The 25,109-nt window shown below is 56.4% G+C and carries 25 protein-coding genes; 17 read left to right on the plus strand and 8 right to left on the minus strand.

The window, feature by feature from the left end:
• The first annotated feature begins 6 nt into the window (after positions 1–6).
• From K7H21_RS05705 to K7H21_RS05765, 13 genes are all read left to right on the plus strand, one after another.
• A complete protein-coding gene (locus K7H21_RS05705) occupies positions 7–555 on the plus strand; it encodes a fimbrial protein (protein WP_049115111.1) in 549 nt (182 codons plus the stop codon).
• Positions 556–577: 22 nt separating this feature from the next.
• Positions 578–1,249 (plus strand): helix-turn-helix domain-containing protein, encoded by a 672-nt coding sequence (locus tag K7H21_RS05710; RefSeq protein ID WP_004124220.1) that lies wholly within the window; start codon positions 578–580, stop codon positions 1,247–1,249.
• Positions 1,250–1,353: 104 nt separating this feature from the next.
• Positions 1,354–1,563 carry a DUF4762 family protein gene (locus tag K7H21_RS05715; protein WP_004124217.1) on the plus strand — a complete coding sequence of 70 codons (210 nt, stop codon included), beginning with the start codon at positions 1,354–1,356 and terminating at the stop codon, positions 1,561–1,563.
• A gap of 70 nt (positions 1,564–1,633) precedes the next feature.
• Complete coding sequence (locus tag K7H21_RS05720) at positions 1,634–2,302, plus strand: DsbA family protein (RefSeq protein ID WP_213223134.1); 669 nt, start codon at positions 1,634–1,636, stop codon at positions 2,300–2,302.
• Positions 2,303–2,304: 2 nt separating this feature from the next.
• Complete coding sequence (locus K7H21_RS05725) at positions 2,305–3,255, plus strand: lysophospholipid acyltransferase family protein (protein WP_213223135.1); 951 nt, start codon at positions 2,305–2,307, stop codon at positions 3,253–3,255.
• Between the two features lie 9 nt (positions 3,256–3,264).
• Complete coding sequence (locus K7H21_RS05730; RefSeq protein WP_142446843.1) at positions 3,265–5,376, plus strand: peptidase domain-containing ABC transporter; 2,112 nt, start codon at positions 3,265–3,267, stop codon at positions 5,374–5,376.
• Positions 5,373–6,533 (plus strand): efflux RND transporter periplasmic adaptor subunit, encoded by a 1,161-nt coding sequence (locus tag K7H21_RS05735; RefSeq protein ID WP_004124205.1) that lies wholly within the window; start codon positions 5,373–5,375, stop codon positions 6,531–6,533. The genes K7H21_RS05730 and K7H21_RS05735 overlap by 4 nt, the downstream gene beginning before the upstream one ends.
• The gene (locus tag K7H21_RS05740; protein WP_004124203.1) at positions 6,533–8,476 is read left to right on the plus strand and encodes an ABC transporter permease; all 1,944 of its coding nucleotides are present in this window, start codon (positions 6,533–6,535) and stop codon (positions 8,474–8,476) included. The genes K7H21_RS05735 and K7H21_RS05740 overlap by 1 nt, the downstream gene beginning before the upstream one ends.
• The gene (locus tag K7H21_RS05745) at positions 8,473–9,870 is read left to right on the plus strand and encodes a TolC family protein (RefSeq protein ID WP_123828878.1); all 1,398 of its coding nucleotides are present in this window, start codon (positions 8,473–8,475) and stop codon (positions 9,868–9,870) included. The genes K7H21_RS05740 and K7H21_RS05745 overlap by 4 nt, the downstream gene beginning before the upstream one ends.
• Positions 9,857–11,110 carry a beta-ketoacyl-[acyl-carrier-protein] synthase family protein gene (locus tag K7H21_RS05750; protein WP_004124198.1) on the plus strand — a complete coding sequence of 418 codons (1,254 nt, stop codon included), beginning with the start codon at positions 9,857–9,859 and terminating at the stop codon, positions 11,108–11,110. Before K7H21_RS05745 ends, K7H21_RS05750 begins: the two co-directional genes overlap by 14 nt.
• Entirely contained in the window at positions 11,107–11,913 is an 807-nt protein-coding gene (locus tag K7H21_RS05755; protein ID WP_004124195.1) for a MaoC family dehydratase, read from the plus strand. The genes K7H21_RS05750 and K7H21_RS05755 overlap by 4 nt, the downstream gene beginning before the upstream one ends.
• A gap of 16 nt (positions 11,914–11,929) precedes the next feature.
• Positions 11,930–12,181, plus strand: a complete 252-nt coding sequence (locus tag K7H21_RS05760; RefSeq protein WP_049115106.1) for an acyl carrier protein — start codon at positions 11,930–11,932, stop codon at positions 12,179–12,181.
• A gap of 1 nt (position 12,182) precedes the next feature.
• A complete protein-coding gene (locus K7H21_RS05765; protein WP_123828879.1) occupies positions 12,183–12,914 on the plus strand; it encodes an SDR family NAD(P)-dependent oxidoreductase in 732 nt (243 codons plus the stop codon).
• Positions 12,915–12,940: 26 nt separating this feature from the next.
• Here the strand turns inward: K7H21_RS05765 and K7H21_RS05770 are convergent, their stop codons facing one another.
• From K7H21_RS05770 to K7H21_RS05780, 3 genes are read right to left on the minus strand one after another with little or no spacing between them, the layout of a single operon-like run.
• A complete protein-coding gene (locus K7H21_RS05770) occupies positions 12,941–14,206 on the minus strand; it encodes an HD domain-containing protein (RefSeq protein WP_123828880.1) in 1,266 nt (421 codons plus the stop codon).
• Positions 14,172–14,660, minus strand: coding sequence for a hypothetical protein (locus K7H21_RS05775; protein ID WP_004124189.1), 489 nt, complete (start codon positions 14,658–14,660; stop codon positions 14,172–14,174). The genes K7H21_RS05770 and K7H21_RS05775 overlap by 35 nt, the downstream gene beginning before the upstream one ends.
• Positions 14,653–15,393 (minus strand): winged helix-turn-helix domain-containing protein, encoded by a 741-nt coding sequence (locus K7H21_RS05780; protein ID WP_142469464.1) that lies wholly within the window; start codon positions 15,391–15,393, stop codon positions 14,653–14,655. The genes K7H21_RS05775 and K7H21_RS05780 overlap by 8 nt, the downstream gene beginning before the upstream one ends.
• 171 nt (positions 15,394–15,564) lie before the next feature.
• On the opposite strand from K7H21_RS05780, the gene K7H21_RS05785 reads away from it, so the two are divergent.
• Together K7H21_RS05785 and fucO are read left to right on the plus strand one after the other, a co-directional pair.
• Positions 15,565–15,885, plus strand: coding sequence for a FaeA/PapI family transcriptional regulator (locus tag K7H21_RS05785; RefSeq protein ID WP_223035647.1), 321 nt, complete (start codon positions 15,565–15,567; stop codon positions 15,883–15,885).
• Between the two features lie 762 nt (positions 15,886–16,647).
• Positions 16,648–17,799: a lactaldehyde reductase gene (fucO, locus tag K7H21_RS05790; RefSeq protein ID WP_087829831.1), complete on the plus strand. Its 1,152-nt coding sequence runs from the start codon at positions 16,648–16,650 to the stop codon at positions 17,797–17,799.
• Positions 17,800–17,910: 111 nt separating this feature from the next.
• Here fucO and K7H21_RS05795 read toward each other — a convergent pair whose 3' ends face one another.
• The 5 genes from K7H21_RS05795 to K7H21_RS05815 form a co-directional block, all read right to left on the minus strand.
• Positions 17,911–18,690 (minus strand): heme ABC transporter ATP-binding protein, encoded by a 780-nt coding sequence (locus tag K7H21_RS05795; RefSeq protein ID WP_142445180.1) that lies wholly within the window; start codon positions 18,688–18,690, stop codon positions 17,911–17,913.
• Positions 18,683–19,678, minus strand: a complete 996-nt coding sequence (locus tag K7H21_RS05800) for a FecCD family ABC transporter permease (RefSeq protein WP_139529015.1) — start codon at positions 19,676–19,678, stop codon at positions 18,683–18,685. The genes K7H21_RS05795 and K7H21_RS05800 overlap by 8 nt, the downstream gene beginning before the upstream one ends.
• Positions 19,678–20,496: a heme/hemin ABC transporter substrate-binding protein gene (locus K7H21_RS05805; RefSeq protein WP_223035648.1), complete on the minus strand. Its 819-nt coding sequence runs from the start codon at positions 20,494–20,496 to the stop codon at positions 19,678–19,680. The genes K7H21_RS05800 and K7H21_RS05805 overlap by 1 nt, the downstream gene beginning before the upstream one ends.
• A complete protein-coding gene (locus K7H21_RS05810; RefSeq protein ID WP_112166437.1) occupies positions 20,493–21,533 on the minus strand; it encodes a hemin-degrading factor in 1,041 nt (346 codons plus the stop codon). The genes K7H21_RS05805 and K7H21_RS05810 overlap by 4 nt, the downstream gene beginning before the upstream one ends.
• A gap of 71 nt (positions 21,534–21,604) precedes the next feature.
• On the minus strand, positions 21,605–23,974 hold the full coding sequence (locus K7H21_RS05815; protein WP_112166435.1) for a TonB-dependent receptor domain-containing protein: 2,370 nt from the start codon (positions 23,972–23,974) through the stop codon (positions 21,605–21,607).
• 422 nt (positions 23,975–24,396) lie between these two features.
• Here K7H21_RS05815 and K7H21_RS05820 point away from each other — a divergent pair, with 422 nt between their 5' ends.
• Both K7H21_RS05820 and K7H21_RS05825 read left to right on the plus strand, forming a co-directional pair.
• Positions 24,397–24,681, plus strand: coding sequence for an Rdx family protein (locus K7H21_RS05820; protein ID WP_004124173.1), 285 nt, complete (start codon positions 24,397–24,399; stop codon positions 24,679–24,681).
• A gap of 76 nt (positions 24,682–24,757) precedes the next feature.
• Positions 24,758–25,108: a nitrous oxide-stimulated promoter family protein gene (locus K7H21_RS05825; RefSeq protein ID WP_004124166.1), complete on the plus strand. Its 351-nt coding sequence runs from the start codon at positions 24,758–24,760 to the stop codon at positions 25,106–25,108.
• Position 25,109 lies beyond the last annotated feature (1 nt).

The following is a 25,109-nucleotide window of genomic DNA, read 5'->3' on the forward strand; positions in this document are numbered from 1 at the left end:
GACAGCATGCGTCAACTCATCGCATCAATGATACTCATATGTTCGCTACCCGCGGCCGCTCCTGCGCATGCCATCGGGGAACTGATCGGCGGCGATTTAAACTTCAAAGGAACCGTCGTTGCCCATGGTTGCAGTATTGTGCCTTCATCAAAAAACATCACCGTGGATTTTGGCCAGATTTCAACCCGCACGCTTTATGCGGAGGGAAAATCGCAGCCCAAAGCGTTTGTTATTGAACTCCAGGATTGCAGCACCGATGTTTTTAATTCCGTCACCGTGACCTTTAGCGGGACGGAAAATGCCAATATGAGCGACCGCCTGGCGATTACGCCGATCGCGCCGCAAACCGCCAGCGGTATAGGCATTGGTTTTGAAGAAAGTAACGGCACTGCGATTTTACTCAATACGCCGACGACCGCCGTCGCGATTTCCGATGCCAACATGCAGCTAAATTTTAAAGCGTTTGTTGAAGGGGAACCGGACGCCTTGAGTAACAAAACCCTGGAAACCGGCGCCTTCCAGGCAACAGCGAATTACACCCTTAATTACCAGTAGAATAGATCAAGGATGATGATAAATGAGCCGTCGTTTCTTTCTCTACGATAAAAACATCTTTTTCGCCGAAGGCGTGCGTTCTGTGGTTGACGATCTTGCCATGCATGAAGGCGACTGCGCGTTCACAAGGCTCGACCATTTCTCTGAGTTGATTAACACCCTGCGTCTGCCTAAGCAGAAAGATGAACTGCGCTGGGTCCTCTGCGATGTCGACAGCTTGCCGGACGAGCGTTTTAACGCGCTTTACACCATTAAAGAGCACTACTGCCGGGAGAATCAGCAACTGGTTATTTTATTAAGCGAGAACAATATTTCTCTGTTCTTTGCGCTGCATTCGCTACTTCCGGAGGCAAGTTGGTTATTAAAAAATGAATCGCTGGATAACTTTTTTAAATTTATTGAAAATGCGGACGCTATGGTGGCAAAGCAGATCTTTTTTAGCCGCTCGTTAATTAACTATACTCGACAGAAATGGTTAGCCAGAGATTTTAATAACAGTATCTCCAGTGATGACTGGTGGTTAATGGAAGAAATATTCAAAGGGAAATCATTGTCACAAATTTCCTCTGAACAAAAAATTGATGTTCGTCGCCTGAGCCGCTGTAAACGGGGGCTAATGAAAAAGTTAAACGTTAAAAACAACGTAGAGCTGTTTAATATTTTCAAGTGCATCGTCGCCACCCCCTGCGTATAGCAGCGTATAAATTCTGACATCGAAAGAATTACTGGCAGGTATCTAAGCCAGTAGGTAAGTGTAAGAAAAATACATTTTAATATAAATAGTTAAGGATCTAACAAATGCAAAAATTAAGTATGATTGAAGCATCAGCGATTATTGGTGGATGCTGCAAGGAAACTTGCACCAGCTCGTATGAGACCGTGGTGGTGGGCGGTGTTTCAACCTGTAAACAAGTAACCACCTGTACCGATAAGCACGGCAACTCAACCGTGACCATGAAAGATGCGTCCGACGGTATGTGCGTAGTGCCGAATCGCATCCGTCAGTAATTTCTGCTGCGGTATATGGAGGGGAAACCCTCCATATATTTCTCCGTCGTTTTCGCGAGCCTGGTATCAAATGAAGATAAAACCTATTACCGCTGTTGGCTATACGTTTCTGGTGGCATTAATTTCGTCGCTGATTACCGTGCTGTGCTATCACATTTTTGTATTTAATACGTTTGCATCGGACAGCAGCGAGCCTTCGGCCCTGCGGGAAATTGACAGCGCAATCGTTGCCAGTAGCCCAATAAAACATGACAGCAGCATTATTGAAGTGATGTCCTATGGCTGTCACTACTGCGCGTCGAACGAGGAAGATATCGAAAAATTCGCTGCCTCATTACCGGCGAAGAGTACCTTTGAAGTTATCCATATCACCGCCGAAAGAAACGGTCTGGCAATTTATGCGCCGGTTTTTGCCACCCTCGAAGTCATGGGTATTGAGCGCCAGATGCGCGACCAGGCTTTCAACGCGGTAATGACCCGTGGAGTAAATTTAGCTGATGATGAAGCGCTTAACGGCTGGCTGAAAAAGAACAATATTGATGTCGCGAAATACCATCAGTTACGCCAAAGCAAAGCCGTGGCCGAGCGTCTGGAATATATGGCCAAAATCACCGAACTCTATGATATTAACGCGACGCCGCTGTTTATTGTGAATAAAAAATACGTCGTGGCGAAGGATCGTCAATTTCCTGAGTTTGCCGATTATATGCGCCAGCTGTTAACTCAGGACAAGGAGTAAGCGTGACGCGCTTTCTGATCGTCTGGAGCGTCTTCAGCGTAAGAAAATGGTCCGCGCAGCTGAGCTGGCGCTATCGGCCCTTTACCGGCCACGGCCAAAAGGTGGTGCGTTGGGTCATGCGTTTCATCCCTATGCCGCTGCTGTTGCTGACGGCTCGCGCGCTATGCAGGCTGCGTCTATTGGGGGGGCAATACCGCGGGCGCACCGCCGTGGCGACGCAAAACTACCGCTGCCTGACGGGGGCTGATGGTCGAATCGATGCCGCATGGATAGCCATGCGCCGCCAGCTGCTGGAGATGGGGGCAACCTGGGGACAACACCCGGCCACCCTGGCCCAGATGCAGGCATGCACGCGAGCGCTTGATGCCGTTGTCGCCCCGCTGGCGGCGCAAAAGATCCCGGTCGTTCTGGCGCCGCTGCACTGCGTTTCCGATATTTTAGCGGCGATGGTCGGGGCCGGCGTGACGCCGGGGAAGGCCAGCGTGGTGGTCTCTTCCAGCGCGGAGAGCTATACCGTCGCCAGCCGTAAAATGGGCGGCGTCGCGCTCTCTTATTGCTCCATCCACCAGGATAATACGTCGCTTGCCAGCGAGCTTATGGCGTTAATGAGCAACGTATCGGAAGGGCGGGAAAATATGATTATTTTCCCCGATATTCCTGCCGATTATACCGTGCAGACCCCTGAAGCGCAGTCCGGAAAAATAAGCTGCCGGATCTTTGGCCGCCCGGCGAAATTGCATAGTGGGGTACAGCGCTTTTCTCGCATCGTATCGGCGAAGGTGGTTTTTTATCACCTCTATTATCAGCAGGGGATAAAAATAAAAATCTATTCCCCACTGGCGCCAAAAGAGGTCGCGGCGAATCTACCGTCGATGCTTGAAAACACCCTGCGTGATTATCCGCAGGATTGGCTTTTATGGCACAGCCATTCGCTCTATTTTATTAATCACTGACCCATCATCATGAAAAAGATTATCCCTGATATGGTTTTCCAGGAAGAGACCAATGAATGCGGTCTCTCCTGTATTGCGATGCTGGCGCAAACCCAGAATATTCAGTGCTCTCTCCCGGCTTTGCGGGAGATTTTCCCGGCCTCCGACCATGGGACATCGTTAAGCGATTTATCCGTTATCCTGCAACAGCTCGGCATCGCCACCGCGCCGGTGTTGTTCGATCACGATGAAATCCATGCGCTGCCGTTCCCCTCCATTTTGCACTACGGCGCCAGCCACTATGTCCTGCTGGCCTGGCGAAAAGGGGATTACGTCTGCGTCATGAATCCGGCGATTGGCCAGCAGTGGCTGCCTTTCTCGGCGTTGAAAAAAGAGATAAGCGGCTACGCGCTGATCCTTGAAGAGTCTCCCGGCGTTATTGATCAGCAGGCGCCTGTTATTGCCGGCGCGCAGCAGGAGATGCCGCGGGCGATGAGCCTGAAGGAGACCGCGGCGGTGCCGGGCATTTATAAACTGATGCTCTTGACCTTCCTGGTGTCGCTCACGCTGTTTTTAATGCCGACGATGGTCAGCCGGGCGATCAATCAGGCCTTCTCTGACGTTCAGAATACGTCGTTTCCTTATTTATGGTTCATCCTCGCTTTTGTCATCTCCACGCTGTTAGCGCTGGGCGTCAGGGTCATTAGCGAGCGTTTTATCCGCCGCTTTGTCCTGCTGAAGAGCGATATCGGTTTTTCCCGCTTACTCAATAATCCGCTGCATTTTTTTGAAAAACGCGCGCCGGGGGATGTGTTCAGCCGCTTTATCGCCTGGCAGGGCGGGATGCTGCAAAAAATCGAGCTGGATAATGGCCTCCGCTCGGACTGGATCATCTGCGTTATCGCTATCGGCATCATGTTCTGGATCTCTCCGGTGCTGGCGCTGATTTCCGCCGTGGGCATTGTGGCGATGGGGCTGATTAGCGTCTGGGCTATCTTTCGCGACCGCTGGTATACCCAGCAGCTGCAGCTGAAAAGCGCGACGCTGAATGACTTTTTTATGGAAACGCTACAGGGCGTGTTAACCATCAAAACCGCCGGGCTGGAAACGCAGCGTAAAGCGCAGTTTGCCCGCCTGTCCCATGACCTTTTCACCTGCCTCCAGCGGCAGAAAGTCTACCAACAGGTCAAAGAGGGACTGTATCAGCTGACCGGCAGCCTTGAGATGGTGGTCTTTATGCTGGTGGTGCTGCCGCTGGTGCACGCCAGGCTTATCTCTCTGGGCGACTTTTTCGCCTATAGCTTTTTACGGCAGATTTTTACCTCCTACGTCACGCGCATCTTCTATGCCGTGATTCGCAAATCACAGCTGCACGTGATCGATACCCGCGCGCAGGGCCTGTTTACCCGCCATGAGCTGGCCGCGCCCCTGTTTGCTTCGCTCAGCGGTGGGACGGTTCCGCGGCTGGCGTTTGAGCAGGTGAGCTTTCATTACAGTCCGCAGCGTCCGGTGCTTAATGCCGTCGATCTCGCGCTGGAGCCCGGCGATCGGGTGGCGATCGTCGGCGATTCCGGCGCCGGTAAAAGCACCTTGCTGCGGCTAATGGCCGGTCTTTTTTCCGCACAGCATGGACGAATTCTGCTGAACGGCGATGAGGCGAGCGCGCAGCAGCTGGCGTCTCTGGTGTGGCTGCAGAGCCAGGAAGACATCCTGTTTAACGCCTCGGTGCTGCAAAACATCACCCTGTTTGACCCGTGGTACAGCGACGGCGATCGCGGGCGGGTGGAAGCCCTGGTCAACAAAATGGCGCTGGGACCGGTGGTTCAGGCGCTGCCGGGAGGGATGGAAGCGCTGATCCGCGAAAGCCATTCGGCGCTCTCGTTAGGCCAGCGCCAGCGGCTGATGCTGGCGCGGGCGCTCTACAGCACTCGACCGATATTGCTGTTCGACGAGCCGACCGCCAATCTTGATGATGAAACCGCGGAAACGGCGATCGCCGCGCTGTGTCAGCACTGCCGCGAGCATGGCAAGACGCTGATCGTGGTGACGCACAGCGAATCGATCCTGCATCATTTCACGCGGGTTTATCGTCTGAATGAAGGCGAGCTGCACGATATCGCACAGGGAGAGGTGGGCCAATGAAGACAGGACTATTACGCCGCCGTAAGACGTGGCTGTTGGCGTTGGTCGCGATCCTCGCCGTTATCGCCGCTGTTTTTTACCCGCGCGCGTTTCCGGCCCAGGCCGAGGCGCTCGATACCGTGGCGCTCGATCGCGGGGATATCGAAAAGGTGGTGCTGGCGAGCGGGATTATCAAACCCGCCGTCCAGGTGAACGTCGGCGCCCAGGTGAGCGGTCAGCTGCGCAAGCTGTACGTGCGACAGGGCGAACGAGTGCGCAAAGGGCAGCTGCTCGCCGAAATCGACCCGACGCTGCAGCTTTCCGACTTACGCAACGCCACCGCGCAGCTGGCCAGCGCCAGAGCGCAAAAGCTGGCGTCCGAGGCCACGCTGGTGCAGTACCGCAAAGCGCTGGCGCGCGAGCGGGCGATGAACCGCGATGGCTCCGGGGTGAGCAGCGATCTTGAGCAGGCGCAGGCGCAATATGCTGCGCAGGTTCAGCAGATCGCGGTCAATGAGGCGCAGATAGTGCAGGCGGAAATGAGCGTGCAGACCGCCAACGCCAATCTCGGCTATACCCGCATTCTCGCGCCCATGGATGGCGAAGTGCTGGGCATCGTCACCCGTGAAGGGCAAACCATCGTCTCCTCGCAAATTGCGCCGACCATTCTGGTGCTCGCCGATCTCGATAAAATGCAGGTCCAGACCCGCATTTCCGAAGCCGATATCCAGAAAATCCATCCGGGACAGCCGCTGTGGTTTTACGTTATTGCCGATCCGCAGACGCGTTACGAAGGGGAGCTGGGCTATGTCCAGCCCGCGCCGCAGGAGGCGCTGGAAGATCAAAACGCCGGCGCTTCCGCCGGCAATCAGCAGAGCAGCGCCATTTACTATAACGGCACCTTTGAGGTGGATAATCGCCAGCGATTGTTGAAAACCTCGATGACCGCCCAGGTGTTTATCCGTATCGCGCAGGCGAAAGATGCGCTGCGCGTGCCGGTTGCCGCGCTGGGGCGTTCGCTCGGCGATGAGCGCTACCTGGTGATGGTGCAAAAGGAGAACGGCAGCGAGGAGCGAACCGTCCGTATCGGGATTAACGACCGCCAGTATGCGCAGGTTCTTGAAGGGTTGCAGCCCGGCGAACGGGTGGTGATCCCCCAGGACGCGGGGTCTGTGTGATGGTTAAGCCGTTAATTATGCTGAACAACGTCACGCGTCATTTTGTTGCCGGGACGCAAATTATTCCGGTGCTGAAATCCGTCTCCCTGACCATTATGCCCGGCGAAATGGTGGCGATTATGGGCGCTTCCGGCTCGGGTAAATCGACGCTGATGAACATTATCGGCTGTCTGGATAAGCCCAGCGGCGGTGAGGTGTATATCAACGACATCGCCATCCACCAGGCTGATAGCGCGGCGCTGGCGGAGCTACGCAGCCGCTGGCTGGGGTTTATTTTTCAGCGCTACCACCTGATGCCTTATTTGACGGCGGAAGAGAATATTGCCATCCCCGCGCTCTATACCGCGATGCCCGCCGCGGAACGCCAGGCGCGCATTGCGCTGCTGGCAGAAAAGCTGGGCATTGATGGGCGCTTACAGCATAAACCCGCGCAGCTTTCCGGCGGCCAGCAGCAGCGGGTCAGCGTCTGTCGGGCGCTGATCAACGGCGCGCAAATTATTCTCGCCGATGAACCCACCGGGGCGCTGGATAGCGTCAGCGGCCGGGCGCTGATGGACGTTCTGCACCAGTTGAACGCCGACGGGCACACGGTGATTATCGTGACCCACGATCGCGAGGTGGCGCAGCAGGCGCAGCGGATCGTCGAGATTAGCGATGGGCAGGTGGTCGCTGACCACGCCTATAGCGCGCGGGATAACCGTGACGTCCAGCGGCTGCCCGCGGTACAGGATAACGGCCGGGCTTCGCTATCGCGCAGTATCGGCGAGTCGGTGCGCATGGCCTGGCGCTCACTGCTGGGGCATCGGATGCGCGCCTTTCTGTCGATGCTGGGGATTATCATCGGCATTTCGTCCGTGGTTTCCTCAATGGCGGTGGGAGAAGGCGCCAGGCAGAGCATCATGAACGAGATCGGCAAGCTGGGTAATACCACGCTTGAAATCCGCCCCGGCACCGGCTGGGGCAGCAAGCGCACGGATATGGAGCGGGCGCTGTCGCTGGACGATATCGCCAGCCTCGGCAAGCAGCCCTGGGTGCTGGGGGTATCGCCGATCGTCTCCAGCATGACCACCGCGGTGCGCCGGGGTTTTGATTCCTCGATTATTCTCTCCGGGGTTTCCGCCGACTATTTCTCACTGCAGGGGATCCGTTTTCTGCACGGCAACGGCTTTACCCGCCGCGATGTCGACGATCGGGAGCCGGTACTGGTGCTGGATGAAACCAGTAAAGAGACGCTGTTTCCCGGCAATGAAGATCCGCTGGGCAAAATTGTGCAAATCGCCGGCGCGCCGTGGCGGGTGATCGGTATCGCCAGCAAGCCTGGGCCGAAGGTGGTCAGCGGATTTATGTCGGCCTGGATCCCCTATACCTCGCTACTGCAGCGGATTTCCGGCGACAAGCCGCTGGAGGCGCTGACGCTGCGCTTTCAGGAAACCCTGTCGCCGCAGGATGCGGCGCGCCGTGCGGAAAGGCACCTTATCCGCGAGCACGGCAAAAAAGATTTCTTTGTCCAGACCGACGAACAGCTCGCCAAAGCGCTGCAAAAAACCTCCGACTCCATGTCGCTGCTGATCACCGCGATTGCCGCTATTTCATTGCTGGTCGGCGGCGTCGGGGTGATGAACATCATGCTGGTTTCGGTAACCGAACGTACCCATGAGATTGGCATCCGGCTTTCGGTCGGCGCGCGCCCCTCGGACATCATGCATCAGTTCTTAATTGAGGCGGTGATGATCTGCGCCCTCGGCGGGCTAACGGGCGTTTTAGGATCCTGGGCCGCCGGCAATCTGTTCGCCCTGCTGACGCAGGAGTTTTCCATGGTCTTCACCTGGCTGCCGGTAGCGATGGCCTGCGGCTTTTCCGCCCTGATTGGCCTGACGTTTGGCTATTTTCCAGCGCGCCGGGCGGCGCGGCTGAACCCTACGGAGGCGCTGGCCCGCGAATGAGACCGCTGACATTATTACCGTTCATTGTATTGCTAACGGGCTGCGGCAATTTGACCCGTAGCGACTATCAGCGCCCGCTGCTGTCGGTGCCGGAAAGCTGGCAGCGGACGGAGGGGCAAAGCAACGCGCTCCCGCCGGAGAAAGCGCCACGCTGGTGGGATCGTTTCGGAGACCAACGCCTATCGCGGGTGGTGGATCAGGTGCTGGAAAGCAACAATGATCTGGCCGCTGCCGCCTTAACCCTTAAACAGGCGCGCCTTTCCGCCGGGCTAACCCAGACCAATATCAGCCCCGACGCGACCCTGAGCGGCACCGGCAGTAACTCAAAGCCGCTGAACAGCGGCGGGTCGCAGGAGAGCTATAGCGCCTCACTGTCCCTGAGCTATGAGCTGGATCTGTGGGGCAAGCTGGCGCGGATCCGCGAACAGAGCGAATGGGAGGCGATAGCCAGCGAGCAGGACTACCGGGCGACGATCCTCTCGACGATTGACACCACCGCGCAGCTGTACTGGAACATCGCGCTGCTGAATCAGCAAATGACCTGGCAGGATGCGAGTCTGGATATCGCCAGGCAGACGCTGGCGCAGATTGAGTCCTGGCAGCGAGCGGGGAAAGTGGGCCTGCTCGATGTGCTGCAGGCGCGGCAGACGATCATCAGTCGCCAGAATCAGCTGCTGAGCCTGAAGCAGCAGCGGGCGATTTCCCGCAACGCGCTGGCGCTGCTGCTCAACAGACCGCCTGCTCAGCACACCGATGAGTCCTCCTCGCTGGATGTGCGTCAGCATATCGCCATTGCCAGCAGCACGCCGCTGGCCGCGCTAGCCAGTCGGCCGGACCTGCAGGCGGCGGAATCCCGCCTGCGGGCGGCGCTGGCGGGCTCAGATGCCGCGCGGCTGAGCTTCTATCCCACGCTGTCGCTGCAGGGAACCCTGAGCGCCGGCAGCCAGATCTTTCACCAGTGGTTTAACGACCCGCTGCGCACCGTGGGCAGCAGCGTTTCTGCGCCCTTTATCCAGTGGAACACGGTACAGCTCACCGTCGAGCAGGCCAGCGTGAAGGTGCAGCAGGAGGCGGTTAACTTTCGCCGCACCGCCTATACCGCGCTATCGGAGGTGGATAACGCGATGGAGAAGCGGCTGAACGCCGATGAGCAGCGCGAACGCCTGCTGCAATCACTGCAGCTGGGCGAACAGCGCCTGGCGCTCACCGGGAGCCGCTACCGCTCCGGAGCGGTGGATTATCAGACCCTGCTGAACGCCCAGGATGCGCTGCTTGATGTACAGAACAGCCTCGCGCAAAACCAGTACGACTATCTTTATGCCACTTTGCAGCTTTGGCTGGCGCAGGGAGGCAATTACCCGCAACAGAGGACATCCCAGAATGAGTCACAGTAACTCCCCTTATCGCGTGGTGATAACCGGCTATGGCGCGGTGACTCCCCTTGGCGATAGCGCGGCCGAAAGCTGGCAGGCGATCGTGGATTATCGACGCGGTTACCGCTATGTGGATCTCTCGGCTAACGGCATTCACACGCATTTCATTGGTCAGGTGGAGAACGAACCCAGCCTCAAGGGCGTACCTGCCGCCATTCGCCGGCGTCTGCCCCGTCACGCGCGCCTGGCGCTGGGCGCCGCGCGGGAAGCGATAGCGATGGCCTTTGCTGGCGAAGCCCCCACCGGCTTTTACGATCCGCTGATGTGCGGCGCCATCATCGGTTCCGGTTGGGCGGGGCTCGATGAAAGCTACCTCGCGGTACCGGAGTTCGAGAAAACAGGCGTTGCATCGCCTTTCAGCTGCTTCTTTTCCATGCCGAACGTGACCACCGCGGCCTGTAGCCAGCTGTGGAATTTACGCGGTTATCAGAATACCCCGGTCGCCGCCTGCGCCACCGGCACTATTGCTATTGGCGAGGCCTATGATGCGATTCGCTTTGGCCGCGCCAGCATGATGCTCGCCGGCGCCGGGGAGTCGTTAAACAGCGTTTGCGCCATCTGGAATATTGATGTGCTCGGGGCGCTGAGCCGGGAAACGGAATCGCCGGAACGGGCCAGCTGCCCGTTTAGCCTGCAGCGCAGCGGATTTGTGCTTTCAGAGGGCGGAGCGGTGCTGTGTCTGGAAGAGCGCGAGAGCGCCCTCGCGCGCGGGGCGACGATCCTGGCGGAAGTCACCGGCTACGCCAATTTTTCCGACGCGGTGGATTTTACCTCCCCGGCGGAAGACTGCGTGGCCCGCGAGCAAACTATCCGTTGGGCGCTGCGCGCCGCGGATCTCCAGCCCGCCGACCTCGACTATATCAACGCCCACGGTACCTCCACGCCGCTCAACGATATTAACGAAACGCGGTCGCTGAAAAAGGCGCTGGGCGACGAGGCGTATCGCATCCCGGTCTCCAGCACCAAAGCCTACTCCGGGCATCTGATCGCCGCCGCGGGGAGCTTCGAGACCATCGTCTGTCTGCAGGCGATGGCGGCGGGGCTCATGCCCGCGACGGCGCATTTAACCCAGCCAGACCCGCAGTGCGATCTCGACTATATCGCCGAAGGGCATCGTCAGGGTGAGATCCGCCGGGCGCTAAATCTGAGTTTTGGTTTCGGCGGCGCGAACGCCGCGCTGGTACTGGAGAAGCACGCGTGACGCGGCTGCGCTATACCCTTGCGGACGCCAGGCAGTGGGCGGCGTTTTCCGGCGACGATAACCCCATTCACTTCGACCTCGCGGCAGCGCGCGCGATGGGCGACGGCCGGCTGAGCGTCCACGGCATGCGCGCGCTGCTCGACGTGAAGCGCGACGTCCAGTTGCGGCTGACGAACCCACCCTCCGGTCCTGAACGTTACCTGAAATGCGTGGTTCGCCTGCGCAGGCCGCTATGGTGCGATAGCGACTGGCTGCTAACACCCGGCGCCGCGAAAAATCGCGTCTTGTCCGCCGCGTTGGTCAGCAGCCCGCAGGATGATGAAGTCTGTTTGTCATGCCAGATGAGCCTCGCCGCCGGGCCGGAATCGCTGGTGGGTAAGCAGCCCAGCGGCGTTGCGCCAAAGACGCTGCTCGCGTTGCAGTCCCACTTCAACAGCACATGGCCCGACCTGGCGCAGTGGCAGTTTCTTGACGCGCTGCTGTTTCGCCAGCTTATTAACGATCCCGCGCTGCTGCGTCAGGAGAACATCGCGGCCCTGCTCGGGCCCGGGGAAACCTCATTGCAGCAAATATTTACCCGCTATCCGGTGCTGCAAACCCACCAGGAGGTGGTATTCGATGCTCGTCTTGCGGGCAAAGCGACGCCGATCTGGCCCGAATCACTATCGCTCTGGCTGCTGCCCTCGCTGGTGGTCGGCCAGGTTGAGCAGGGCGCGCTGGTACGCATCGCGGCGGCGGCGCAGTTGGATAATCTGATAATGACCAATATGGTCACGCTCAAAGTTGGCCCAATGACGAATTGATAATTAAGGATAATTTATGATTGCCTATGATGATGTTCTACAAAAAGTGTGTGAAATGATTTGCGATGCGAAAGACCTGGAACCGGATGAGGTGGATGAGAATACGCCGCTGGTTCGGCTGAAGTTGGACAGCCTCGACTACGTCGAGCTCATGGTGCTGGCAAAACGTGAATTCAATATCACCCTGGAGGCGGACTGGTTTATTCACAATCCAGGGATAACGCTTGGCGAACTCTGCCAGCACATCAGTAAAGAGTCAGGCAGCTAATATGGCACAAAAATGGATACTGATTACCGGAGGCAGCCGCGGCATCGGTCGGGCGCTGGTCACCGGCCTGGCGCAAACCTGGAACGTGGTATTTACCGGACGCGATGAGGAGGCGATGAACGCCACCCTGGCGGAGTGTGAAAATTCAACCCACCGGGTGCGGGGATACGCCTGCGACGGCAACGACGAATCGCGGGTGGAGCAGCTTGCGCAGACGCTGCTGGCCGAGCGGGGGGCGCCGGAAGCGATTATCCACAATGCCGGGATAGCTCGCGACGGCCTGCATATTCACCAGAACGCCGCGCTCTGGCGCGAGGTTTTGGACACCAATGTGATCTCAATGCTGAACTGGAACCGGGTGCTGCTGCCGGCGATGCTGATGCAGCGGCGCGGCTCCATCGTGATGATGTCGTCGGTCAGCGCGGTAAAGGGCAACGTCGGCCAGACGGCGTATGCCGCGAGTAAAGCGGCGATGGGCGGCATTGCGCGCTCGCTGGCGCTGGAGGTTGGGCGCTTCGGTATTCGCGTCAACTGCCTGGCGCCGGGCCTGATTCGCACGGAAATGCTCGAAGAGATACCCGCGCAAAAATTAAAAGAGATGCGCCAGGCGATACCGCTGCGCAGATTGGGCGAAACCCACGATGTGCTGCAGGCGGTGGCGTTTTTAATCGGTGAGGGGAGTCAATATATGACCGGGCAAACCCTGGTTCTGGACGGCGGATTGAGCGCCTGAGTCGTGCGATCAGACCGTTTTAGCCTCTAAACGGAGTGAGTGAGTTGCGCAATGCGATTCACTAACTTTTTTATTTCGCCCGCGGTAGCACGGTAGATCTGAATAATCTGTGAAGAATATTGCGCAATCAGAGACAACATCAACGGGGGAATTTCCTCTCCCGGATTATTTTTAATTAACTGCGCCAGCGATTTCTCTTCCGCTTTTGGCCCATTGAGCGCATGGACCACCCGTCGACTTACCGCAATAAGCATGGCTTCCGGTTGCAGGGCTTTATTATGCCACTGCGCCGACGCGGGATCATTTTGCATGGCCAACCACTCAGAAATATCATCAATACCTTCAATGAGATAAAAATAACGCTGGGCTTTATCCGATGACCCCACCCGCTTTGGCGGCGGGCTATGATCCAGGCAGGAAATATTATGCAGTAATCCGCCAATCTCTACTTTTAGGGCTTGCGTGGCGCTCATCTCCATTTTTGTTGCCAGATAACCGGCAATATGTCCGACGGCCGCGGAGTGCCACGGCGTCTGCTGGCTGAACTGATCGATAATAAAAGAGACCAGCTCGGCAATGTCGCGAAGGTTGTGCAAAGAGAGCGTGTCGTTATGGACGCCGGAGATCGCTTTAATGTAATCGCGATAGTCGGTGGAGGCCATAACCGACCAGAAATAGTCATCGGCGGAGAGGATTCGGAAGGCCTGAATATATTCTTGCTTATAGAGAGTGGGGGCGCCGGCGGCGGCGATGTCGACCAGCCTTTTGCTTAATAATGGGATATGTTCGGTGCGGTGCTGGCAATACAGAACATCCAGTCGGTCCGCGAAGAATAACAAATGGCTCTCTTCGGGCACCTGCTCGCCTTCACTATAATGCCCGAGACCGTTGCGCCAGTGGGTATGGTGATAGCGAACGATTTTGTTGAGCGGACGAAACAGCGGAATGCGGCTAAGTAATTCGCTGCCGATGAGCGCATGATGGTTGTCTTCGTTATCAATATAGTTAAGCGGTTCAAGACGCGATTTTTCATTTAATCCTCCGACATCATGAATGAGCGCCGCCAGAATGGTTTTACGCCGCTGGGCCGCAGAAAAATCGACTAACTTAGCCAGATGCGATGCGATAAACGCCGTTCTGACATGGTGCAGATTGAGCCGGGGGTTAATCATATCAATGATATTCGCGATGCTGCCTAAGGTTGGTAGTAAATGTATCGTCATGATATCGGCATAATTAAAATTAATGAGTTGAATCTCAATCAATGATTGTATTCTGACGCTGGCAACCATATTGTGGGAACGTTTGATTGCCGAATAAAATAATATCATCATTAACGTGATTGATATAGATGATTTGATCATTAGTTTGGTTGCCAAAGAGATTTTGCCGGGCGATATTTTCAGGCGTATTGTCGGCGTGATGGCGAGTGATTTGCGAATCAATGATATAAAAGAGATGACTGGTCGCGGTGGTTCTTTTTAATGTGATAGCGATGGTGCGGGAGACAATGTATTTATCGCCATTGCTGGTGAGCAAACCCTCAAGGCTGATTAAAAGACGGTTATTAGAAAGCTGGGCGGATAGCAAGCCCTGTGAGCGGAGAATATTCTCATTTATATCCTCAGTGAGATCGTACTGTGATTTACAGGAAAAGGTGTCATGGCTGTGGATATCTATATAGAGGGACGCAGCGAATACCAGCGTCAGGGCAGTGGCCAGAAATATTACAGCGTATTTACGCATTTTTTATTTCCTTATAGTAGTAACTGTGGCATTGCTGGTCCTTCATATCACATTTGAGGATGAATATATCCATATAAATACCTAAACCTTGTTGCTGATTTAATTGTCGGTTGAAAAGGTAGATTTTCTTAGGCGTCGAACAATCAAGCCCAGAGGGGAACAGTTTTTTATTGCTGAGTATTTCGTGCGTGCGCTGGGCGCCAGAGCCATAAATAGTACATTTATCCTGGATGAAAACCAGCGTAGAGGGCTGTTTTTTAAACATAAAAAAAGATGAAAGCAGCAGCAGGCCTGTCAACGCCAGGATAAAAGATATGACCGCTTTGCGATGCTGCAATAGCAAACTACGCTGGGGCAGTTCGGCGGTAAGCATCGGGAGCGTGAAGGAGGATGAATAATCATTATCGCTGGTGATAATGACTTCCTCAGAAATCTTAAAGCCGATTCGCGGTACCGTAATAATCACATTTTTCTCAATGCCCAGATCGGCAAGACTACGACGCAGCGTTGAGATGTATTGATTAAGATTGCTATTTGAGGGCCTGGCGCCATATTTCTCAAACACCGACTGAAAAATATCAACGCGAGAAATAATATCCCCTCGGTACTGTAACAGATTGGTAAGGAGGCGAGTGGAAGTCGCAGAGAGTTCAATACAATCACCGGTCAGCAGATTGACCAGGGATGCTTCCTCAGTATCAAATGTAATAAATCCCTCTATATCGAACCGCATTTTTATCTCCGCACGGAATTAAAAATTCACTCTTTATACCAGGGTTTTTATCATAAAAAAAAGTGAATTTCAGATAAATGTACTGTTTAAGTTGAAATTTAAAGCTAATGTTGCCGTTTTCGTGGGGTCAATCCATACTGCTGTGTACTGAATGACAGAAGGAGCTGACTCATGAAGATTTCATTTTCATCCTGTACCCCACATTCAAATCAAAATTCTGTAACCGCAGTTGAGAGTTTGCGCTCATTGGTGAGCTCAATGGGCATCAATAAATTCTCCGGGGTCGTCGTACCAGAGCAGGAGTATATTCTTTATGTTTTAAAAGAACATGGACCTGAGGGGTTGCTTACTCGGGAATTAGCGGACAGGTGCGAAATGTCAATATATAAAGTCAGACATTTACTACTGCCGTTGGAAAAGTTTGGTCAGGTGAACAGGATAAAAGTTAATAAGCATCATAAATGGTATTTTTATAATAAAAATGTTGACTAATAGGCATACTAACAAGAGGCTATGATGTTTGCAATAAATATAGATCTCTTAGGCGTTTTTTTTAATTTTTTATGATTTTTGAGAATTAATATCTCGCAAATAACAGAGAATATTCTTAATAATGAAAATTTCGTAACTCTTAAAAAATCTGCTGCGCTATCCGCAGGGTGATAAGCAATTATCCATAATGACAGATAAATCTTATGCGATGTTTGTAAGCGATGGCCAGCGCCGGGGATAGCCGCTTTTGTTGAATAAATAACCTTTTTGTTAAATAAGTGTTAAGTTTGCGGTGTGCAATCTGCGGCGGCGTACGCCGGGAGTGTATGGATAAGGCGGTGGGGAGTAAGCAACGGATGTGCAGAATAATCGCAGAGCGTGGGCATAAAATATCGGTGTCGTCTGCGCGACGCTAGCCTGTTCATTTTGCGCCGCGGTATAAACGACTTTTTTGCTACACGGACAAATACCGGTGGTAAAAGAGAAATAGTGTGATCAACTTCAATAATATTCATCGTGAGTTAATGTTCTTTTGCCAGCTTATATTGTTGTGAGGTTTAGCGATGTCATTAAATTTGCGGGTGATGATGTCCAGTATGCTGGACAAAGCTGATGGCAAATGTGCGATGGGTTAATTACTGAGATTGCGTGTAGGGCAATTAGGGCGTTATTTGATATTAAATAATAAAACGGCTACGTCAGTCACGTTACTGTAGGGCTAAATATTATGGTTATCAAACACTCAGATTGAGGGAAGCACGCATGGCTTACAGAATGATTTTAAACGAAACCTCTTATTTTGGTCCCGGCTCGATTCGCTGTATTGTCGATGAAGTCAAAAAACGCGGCTTCAAAAAAGCGCTGGTGGTCACTGATAAGGATCTGATTCGTTTTAACGTTGCGACAAAAGTCCTGGCTATTCTCGACGGAGCCGGGCTGCCTTACAGCATTTTTGATGACGTTGTTCCGAACCCCACCATTGAGGTTGTGCAGCAGGGCGTAGAGACGTTTAAGCAGTCGGGCGCCGACTACCTGATCGCCATCGGCGGCGGATCACCGCAGGATACCTGTAAAGCAATAGGCATCATTATTAATAACCCCGAGTTTGCCGACGTTCGCAGTCTCGAAGGCGGGGCCGATACCAAAAACGCCGCCGTACCGATGATCGCGATCCCAACCACCGCCGGTACGGCGGCGGAAGTGACCATCAACTACGTGATTACCGATGTCCAGAACCGCCGCAAATTTGTTTGCTATGACCCGCACGATATCCCGTTGGTGGCGATTATTGACGCCGAAATGATGGCCAGTATGCCTGCCAGCCTGAAAGCGGCGACCGGCGTCGATGCGCTGACCCATGCGATCGAAGGTTACATTACCAAAGGCGCATGGGAACTCACCGACATGCTGCATCTGAAGGCCATTGAGGTGATTGGCCGCTCGCTGCGCGCTTCGGTACAGGGCGACGCGCAGGGCGCGGAAGGCATGGCGCTGGGGCAATATATTGCTGGGATGGGCTTCTCAAACGTCGGTTTGGGGCTGGTCCACGGCATGGCCCACCCGCTGGGCGCATTTTACGGCACGCCGCACGGCGTGGCCAACGCGGTGCTGTTGCCGCATATCATGGCCTATAACGCCGAATGTACCGGCGAGAAGTATCGTGATATCGCTGTTGCACTGGGTAATCAGTCGGCGGCAACGATGCCGATTGACGCAGCGCGACAGGCGGCGATAGAGGCGGTGGCGCAGCTGAATCGCGACGTGAATATTCCGGCGCGTCTGCGCGACGTGGGCATGAAAGAAGAAGATATTGATGCTCTGGCCGCCGCGGCCCTGGCGGACGTATGTACCGGCGGCAATCCGCGCGATACCAATCTGGAAGAGATTAAAGCGCTGTATCGGCAGATCTTCTAATTTGCCAATCACAACGAAGCCGGTAAACGTATCGGCTTCGTTGTTTATAAAGGAACGTTTTCACAGGACGGGCAGAGCGTTAGCCGCCGTCGGCACAATCATTTCCTCGGCTCACGGCGCCAGATAGACCTGCGGAACGGCCGCATCGGGATGTTCGCCTGTGCTGACCTCCGCGCCGTACCAGCGGCTGATAATCGGCTGCTGGATCACTTCCTGCGGCGTGCCCTGCGCCACCAGTTTCCCCTGATGCAACAGCAGAATCCGATCGGCCCACAGCGCCGCGAGGTTAAGGTCGTGCAGCACTATGCAGACGTGCAGGCGGCGGCTGCGGGTCAGGCGTTTGAGCAAGCGCAGCAGGTGCTGCTGGTAATAGAGATCCAGCGCTGAAGTGGGCTCATCGAGAAACAGCCAGCCCTCGGGCGCGCCATCGCGCCACAGCTGCGCCAGACAGCGGGCCAGCTGCACCCGCTGCTGTTCGCCGCCGGAGAGGGAAGGGTAGCGTCTCCCGGCCAGATGATCGCAGCCGGTCTCTTCCATTACCCGGCGGATCATCTCCTCATTTGGCGTGCCGCCCCACGGCGAGCGGCCCATGGCGATAACCGTTTCGATCGGCCAGTCGGCGTGCAGCTGGGTTCGCTGCAGCATCACCGCCCGGCGACGGGACAGCGCCTCTGCCGACCAACTCTCCAGCGGGCGGCCTTCCACCAGCCGTTCGCCGTCGTCGGGGGTTAAAAAACCGGTCAACAGGCGCAGCAGGGTCGACTTACCGGCGCCGTTGGGGCCAATCAGCGCCGCCATCTCGCCGCCGCGGAGCTGGAGCGAGACATTGTTAACAATCTGGCGGTGACCCAGACGCAGCGACAGCGAACGCGCGCTATAGCGGTTATCCATGCGTCTCTTTCTCCCGACGAAAAATCAGCCACAGAAACCACGGCGCGCCAAGTACGCTGGTCAATAGCCCGACCGGCATCTCCGCGGGAGCGGCAACGGTGCGCGCCAGCGTGTCGGCCAGCAGCAGTAGTATCGCGCCGCACAGCAGCGAACCGGGGACCAGGCCGCGATGGTCCGGCCCCAGCCACATCCGCATCAAATGCGGCACGACCAGGCCGATAAAGCCGATAATTCCGCTGATGGCCACCGCCGACGCTACCAGCAATGCGCTGCACAACAGCAGTAGCCGCTGCAGGGCGCGAACGTTGACGCCCAGATAGTGCGCCTCTTCATCGCCCAGCTGCAGCAGGTTAAGCCGCGAAGCCATCGCCCACACCACGAGGGAGGCCGGGATCATCAACGTGGCCGCCACCAGCAGCGTCGACCATTCCGCCTGCCCGAGGCTACCCATACCCCAGAGGGAAAGCTGGCGCAGCTGAGTATCGTTGCTGATCCACGCCAGTACTCCGACCAGCGCGCCGCACAGGGCGTTAATGGCGATGCCGACCAGCAGCAGGCGCGACAGCGAGGCGTCTCCCGCCCGGCTGAGGATAAAAATCACCACCATCACCGCCGTGCTGCCGATAAACGCCGCCAGCATCGGCGCGTATAGCGCCACGATCAGCGGCACCGACAGGGGCAGCACCAGCCAGCAGGCCACCGCCAGCGCCGCGCCGCCGCTGATCCCTAACAGTCCCGGATCGGCGAGGGGGTTGCGAAACAGCCCCTGCATCACGCAGCCGGAGAGCGCCAGCGCGGCGCCGACCAGCAGCGCCAGCAGCACACGCGGCAGGCGAATGGTCAGCCAGATGTTCCTCAGGATCTCATCGCCGGTGGGCAGCAGGCTGGTCAACGGCAGGCGCATGGCGCCCAGGGTCGTGGCGAGCAGCGTCAGGACAATCAGCAGCAGCGTCATTAACCACAGATGACGAGCAGGGCGGGAGCGCATCAGGGCAGTTGCTCCGCTTTTTGCCGCAGCGCGAGCACCGCCTGCGGAGTGCGCGGACTAAAGCCGAGCAGGGCCATATCATCTATCACCAGTACCTGCTTATGGCGTCCCGCAGGCGTCTGCGCCAGCCCGTGCAGCTTCCATAGCCCTGCTTCGCCGCCCATGCCTTTCAGCCCATCGGCGGAGATCACCACCAGGTCCGGATTACTTGCGATAACGCCCTCCTGCGACATGCTGCGATAATGGTCGAAGCTCTGCATGGCATTTTGCAGCCCGGCCGCCCTGATTGCGCCATCCGCCGCGGTTAGTTTCCCGGCCACCATGGTATTCATACCGCCGTGGCTGAGAATAAACAGCACCCGCTTGTTCACGGGCTGGGAAGGAATTTGCGCAATCTGCTGATGAACCTTCTGGCGCAGGGCGTTACCTTCGCTCTGCTTACCAAGGGCGTCGGCAATCACGGCAATTTTTGTCTCGATAGCCGGAAGGTCGTAGCCGCCCGGTACGTTGATTACCTTAACCTTATTCTCTTCAACCTTTTTCAGCACCAGCGAGGGCTGCGCCTGGGCGCTGGCCAGCACCAGCGTCGGCCGCAGGGAGAGGATCCCCTCGGCGCTCAGCTGGCGGATATAGCCGACATCCGCCAGGCTCTGCGCGGCGGCAGGCCAGGTGCTGGTGCTGTCTTTCGCCACCAGTTGCTGCTGGGCATCAAGCGCATAAACCACTTCCGTGACGTCGCCGCCGAGCGACACAATCCGCTCGGCGGCGGCGCTGGCCAACAGCGGGAACGCCGCAAGCAATATCAGCCAGCGCTTCATACCAGTAGCCCTTCGGTGGTCAAACGATCGACCTGCGCACGCCACTGCGCCTGCTCCGGGTGGCCTTCGCTGCGTTGACCGAACAGCTGTGCGATCTGCGTGCCGTCTTTGGCGAACAGCTCGACGCTGGTGACGTGGCCATCAGAGGTCGGTTTGCGGGTCACCCAGATCTCATCCACGCTCTCCTCGCGCAGATGCAGGGTAAACGCGGTGTTGAAGATATTCAGCCAGCCGCGCATCGGGGCGACCTTTTCCAGCGCGCCGGTGAAGATCTGCACGCAGCCGCGGTTGCCGACAAAAATCATGATCTCGTTGCCATCCTGGCGGATGGTTTCCAGCAGGCCCGGCAGCGTCCGGGTGTCAATGCGGCAGGCGAGGTCGTCGCTGACCAGGCGGAAAGCCTGCTGGCGCGACAGGTTATATTTTCTCAGCAGGCCGAAGAACTGGTGAACGTCGGTCATGGCGCGCCATTCGTTTTCCAGCGCCTCGCCGTCGGCGGAATCAGCATATTTCAGCGGAGCGGCGGGGCGAATCGCCAGCGGGGTAGGCGATTGCTGCGTATGCTCGGCAATCAGCGCATCCCAGGCCGCCATGTCGGTATTCCCGGTGGTGTAAACCTTGAGCAGCGCGTCGCCGTGCGGATCGAAGAACTGGATGCTCTGGCGGCCGTTGTCGTTCAGGCGAAAAGCGCTGGCCCACTGGCTGAGAAACAGGCGCAGATCGAGGGCGCGCGGGTTGAGCACCAGCCCGGCGTGGCCGCTCAGATGCTGATGCGTAAATTCGCCAACCTGCTCATGCACTGCGTATTCGTTGCGGCAGATGCATTTGGTTTCCCCCACGGCTTCGAGCGCCGTCAGAATGGCGCGGGCATCGTCCCGCAGACGTACGGCATCGTAGCCCTGGCGGGCTTCGGTCAGTTCGGCTTCACTAATCCCCATTTCGGCGGCGATATCCCGGGCGTATTTCGCGGAAGATTGCGCTTTCGTGGCAAGATAGCGCTGCCACAGCGGGAGATGTTGCGCTTGGGTGTTGTGCATAATTCACATCCTTCTCTACGATGAGTTTCCCCGGCGCGCGGCCGGGGAGCAGGTTTCTTATTATTGGCCGGTCAGAAATCGACGTTAACGCCCAACTGCCAAGTGCGGCCAGGCATCACCGCCAGCGCTCTGTCGTTGGCGTCCTGATTCGTCGCCGTTTCGATATTGCGGCTGCTCAGATAATCCCAGTATTTACGGTCGGTAATGTTGTATACGCCGCCGTTGACGCGCACGTTCTTCGCGACTTGCCAGTACGCGGTCCAGTCCAGCATGCCGTAGCCCGGAACGCGCATATATTCGCTGGTCGAATCGGTAATCGCGGAGCCGGAGTTGGTATAGCTTTCACGGTTGGTGGCGGTGGCGCGCTTGCCCTTAACAAAGGTGGCGGTCAGCGCGGTGCCGTACACTTTTGCCGGATCGTCCCACGCCACGCCGACGATGGCTTTCATTGGCGCGACGCTATCAAGGTCGACGTACTTATCGCCGCTGTAGCTGGATTTCGATTGCCCTTCACTATAGCCGTAAGCGAGGGTGGCGCTCAGGCCATTAACTTCTTCAAACCAGCTGCCAAAGTTGAATTTAGCGCTGATTTCGCCGCCGTAGATATACGCTTTATCGCGGTTTTCCGCCTGGTAAATGGTGTAGATGTTCGACGGTACGTTAGTGAACTGCGCCGGATTATTGGCGCGGGTGTAGCGCGTATAGGCGATAAAGTTCTTATAGGTGTTGTAGAACAGCGCGGTGCGCATGGTGATGCCTTCCGCCACTTCGCCCTTCATCCCCCACTCAACGTTATCGCTGGTTTCGGTTTTCAGATCGGTGTTGCCGATCAGCGCATACTGGCCGCGTCCGGCGTAGCTGGAGCCGAGGTTCCACGAACCGTACAGCTGGCTGGCGTTCGGGAACTGCGCGCCGCGCTGATACTGCAGATAGGTCATCAGGCGCGGGGTGATATCGTACTGCAAGACCAGCGACGGCAGCGCCTGGGTATCAGCGTTCTTACCGTACAGATTTGACACGTCGGAACCGGTCAGCACGCTGCTATTGTTTGCCAGATCGGAGACGTTCTCCGGCCTGGTCGACTGATGCATCACGCGAATGCCCGGGATAACCGCAAAGTTATGCTCGTCGAGGTCGAAATTAATTTTGTCCTGCAGGAAGCCGGCGACGATATAGCCGCGGCTGTCGGCGTCCGGTTGCATGATCTGGCTAAAGGCGCTCGGGGTGGGCGACTGGGTTAACGGACGCTGGGTTTTGGTGGTGCTGGCGTTAAAACCGGCGCTCAGATCGTGGCGGCCTATCGATTTCGCCAGCGCGCTCTGAATGCCCCAGGTGTCGGTATCGTAGTCGGAGCTCACCGTTTGCATTGCGCGGGTGACGCTGTCCGGCATATAGGTCCAGTCATGGGCCTCGGTATGCTGGTAGTAGACCTTGGTCGATACGCTGTCGATATAGTCGTTCATCGGCGTCCAGTCGTCCTTCAGGCTCAGTCCCCAGCGGCGGGTCTGGCTGGTCTGGTTTGACGTGCCGATAACGCTGTTGCCGCTGGAGTCCCAGGCGTCATAATGCGTGTGGTTCGTTTTATGGTAATAATCGAAGGTGCTGGTGAGCTTATGTTCGTCATTCGGCTGCCAGATCCCCGAGGCCATAAAGGCGTTGGAGTGCCAGTTTGCCGGATAGGAATCAACGGTCCCGCTGTTATTCTCCGTCTCCTGACCGTCGCGACGGCTGTAGACGAAGATCCCGCGCAGGGTCTCGTCGCCGCCGGCAACGGTGACGCCGTTGTGCCAGCTGCGATCGGATGAGTCATAGCCGCTGCGGTAGCCGAAGGCGCTGGTTTTGCCCGGATGCAGGTAGTCATCCGCGGATTTCGGACGGAAAGAGACGTTGCCGCCGATGGCGCTGTTGGCGGTATCGGTTGATGTCGCCCCGGACTGAATATCGATGCTGCCGTACATGTAGGGGTCAATGTAGTCGCGGCCCATACCGAAGGTATTGAGGCCCGCGCGGCTGGCGTAGCTGCGCCCGGTGGCGTTCGGCTGGGCGATACCGTCGACGTCGATCCCGACGCGGTTGCTCTCCATGCCGCGTATGTTGTAGCCGGTATAGCCGCCGCGGTCGAAGCCGCTTTTGCCGTTGCCGGAACCGCCGCTGGCGCCGGTGGCGCTAATGAGCGGCTCGTAGCGCATGATGGAGCCAAAGTCGTTGGCCCCTTTATCCTGCAGCTCCTGAGCGCCGATCGAATGTTCGCTGCCCGCTTTCAGCAACGGCGCCGGCGCGGTAACGGTCATCCGTTCCGAGCTGTCATCAGTCGATGCGCTGCTGGTGGTTTTCGCGGTGGTATCAGCCGCCCCGGCGGAAGTCTGATAAATTGCTGTAAGCAAAGAAGTCACCAGCAGGCTTTTCTTGAACCATGCTGTTGATTGAGTGGAGTTATACATAGTAGCCACGCCTTAATAATTATTAGAACCTATCTCATTAGGGCTATTTTGCTTGCCATTTTGAACCTGGGCAGTGCTCAGACAAAACTCATAGAGTTTTGAACGCCTTCAGGGCGGCACGAAGGGGGAGCGTAGCGAATAATCCTCACGTACTACGTGTACGCTGCGGTTCTTCCGCGCTGGCCGTGTTCAAACTGTCTGCGCCAATGACGCCTACTGGGATAGGTTTTGAGTATTGGCTCACGCGTTACTTCCAGAGTGCAGGTGTGTCCGGTTATTCCGTTACTGGACGTTTTTTCTCCATGCTTATTGATTGCGAATGGTAATGATAGGTATTATCGTTTGCAACAAAATAATCATGTTATCTTCAATTAATCTGCAAGTTGTTTACAATTTGCCCTTTTACCGACAGCGAGAAGCCGATGAGCCACAAAGCCGCGATTACCATCACCTACTGTTCGCAGTGCAACTGGATGCTGCGCGCCAGCTGGATGGCCCAGGAACTGCTGCACAGCTTTAGCACCGACATTGCTTCGGTCACGCTGATTCCGGGAACCGGCGGGATCTTCGTGGTAGCCGTTGATGATGTGCAAATCTGGGAGCGCAAGCAGGATGGCGGTTTCCCTGACGCGGCTGAGCTCAAGCGCCGGGTGCGCGACGTTTGCTTCCCGGAAAAATCGCTGGGGCACGTGGACAAACCGGCATAATCCTCAGGGAGTATGTGGCTGCATCGCTCTCTCTGAATGTGTATTATGAATGCATCTTTTTCGGGAGGAACAGGCGATGGCAGGCAAACGTATTGCGCGGGAAAAAAAGACCATTAGCAGCATGATCGCGCTCTATCAGCGCCGCTGCCCGGAGGCCCGCGACGATACCGAACACTATCAGGCGCTCAACGCCTATGCCGACAAGCGGCTGGATAAATGCGTCTTTGGCGAAGAGAAGCCCGCCTGCAAGCAGTGCCCGGTGCACTGCTACCAGCCCGCAAAACGCGAAGAGATGAAGCGGATTATGCGCTGGGCAGGGCCGAGGATGCTCTGGCGGCACCCGATTCTGACAATTCGCCACCTGATCGATGACAAACGCCCGGTACCGGAGTTACCGGAAAAGTATCGGCCCAAAAAGCCGCAATAAA

Origin of the sequence: Klebsiella sp. CTHL.F3a, from assembly GCF_019890895.1 — a bacterium.
GTDB classification, from domain to species: Bacteria; Pseudomonadota; Gammaproteobacteria; order Enterobacterales; family Enterobacteriaceae; genus Klebsiella; species Klebsiella grimontii.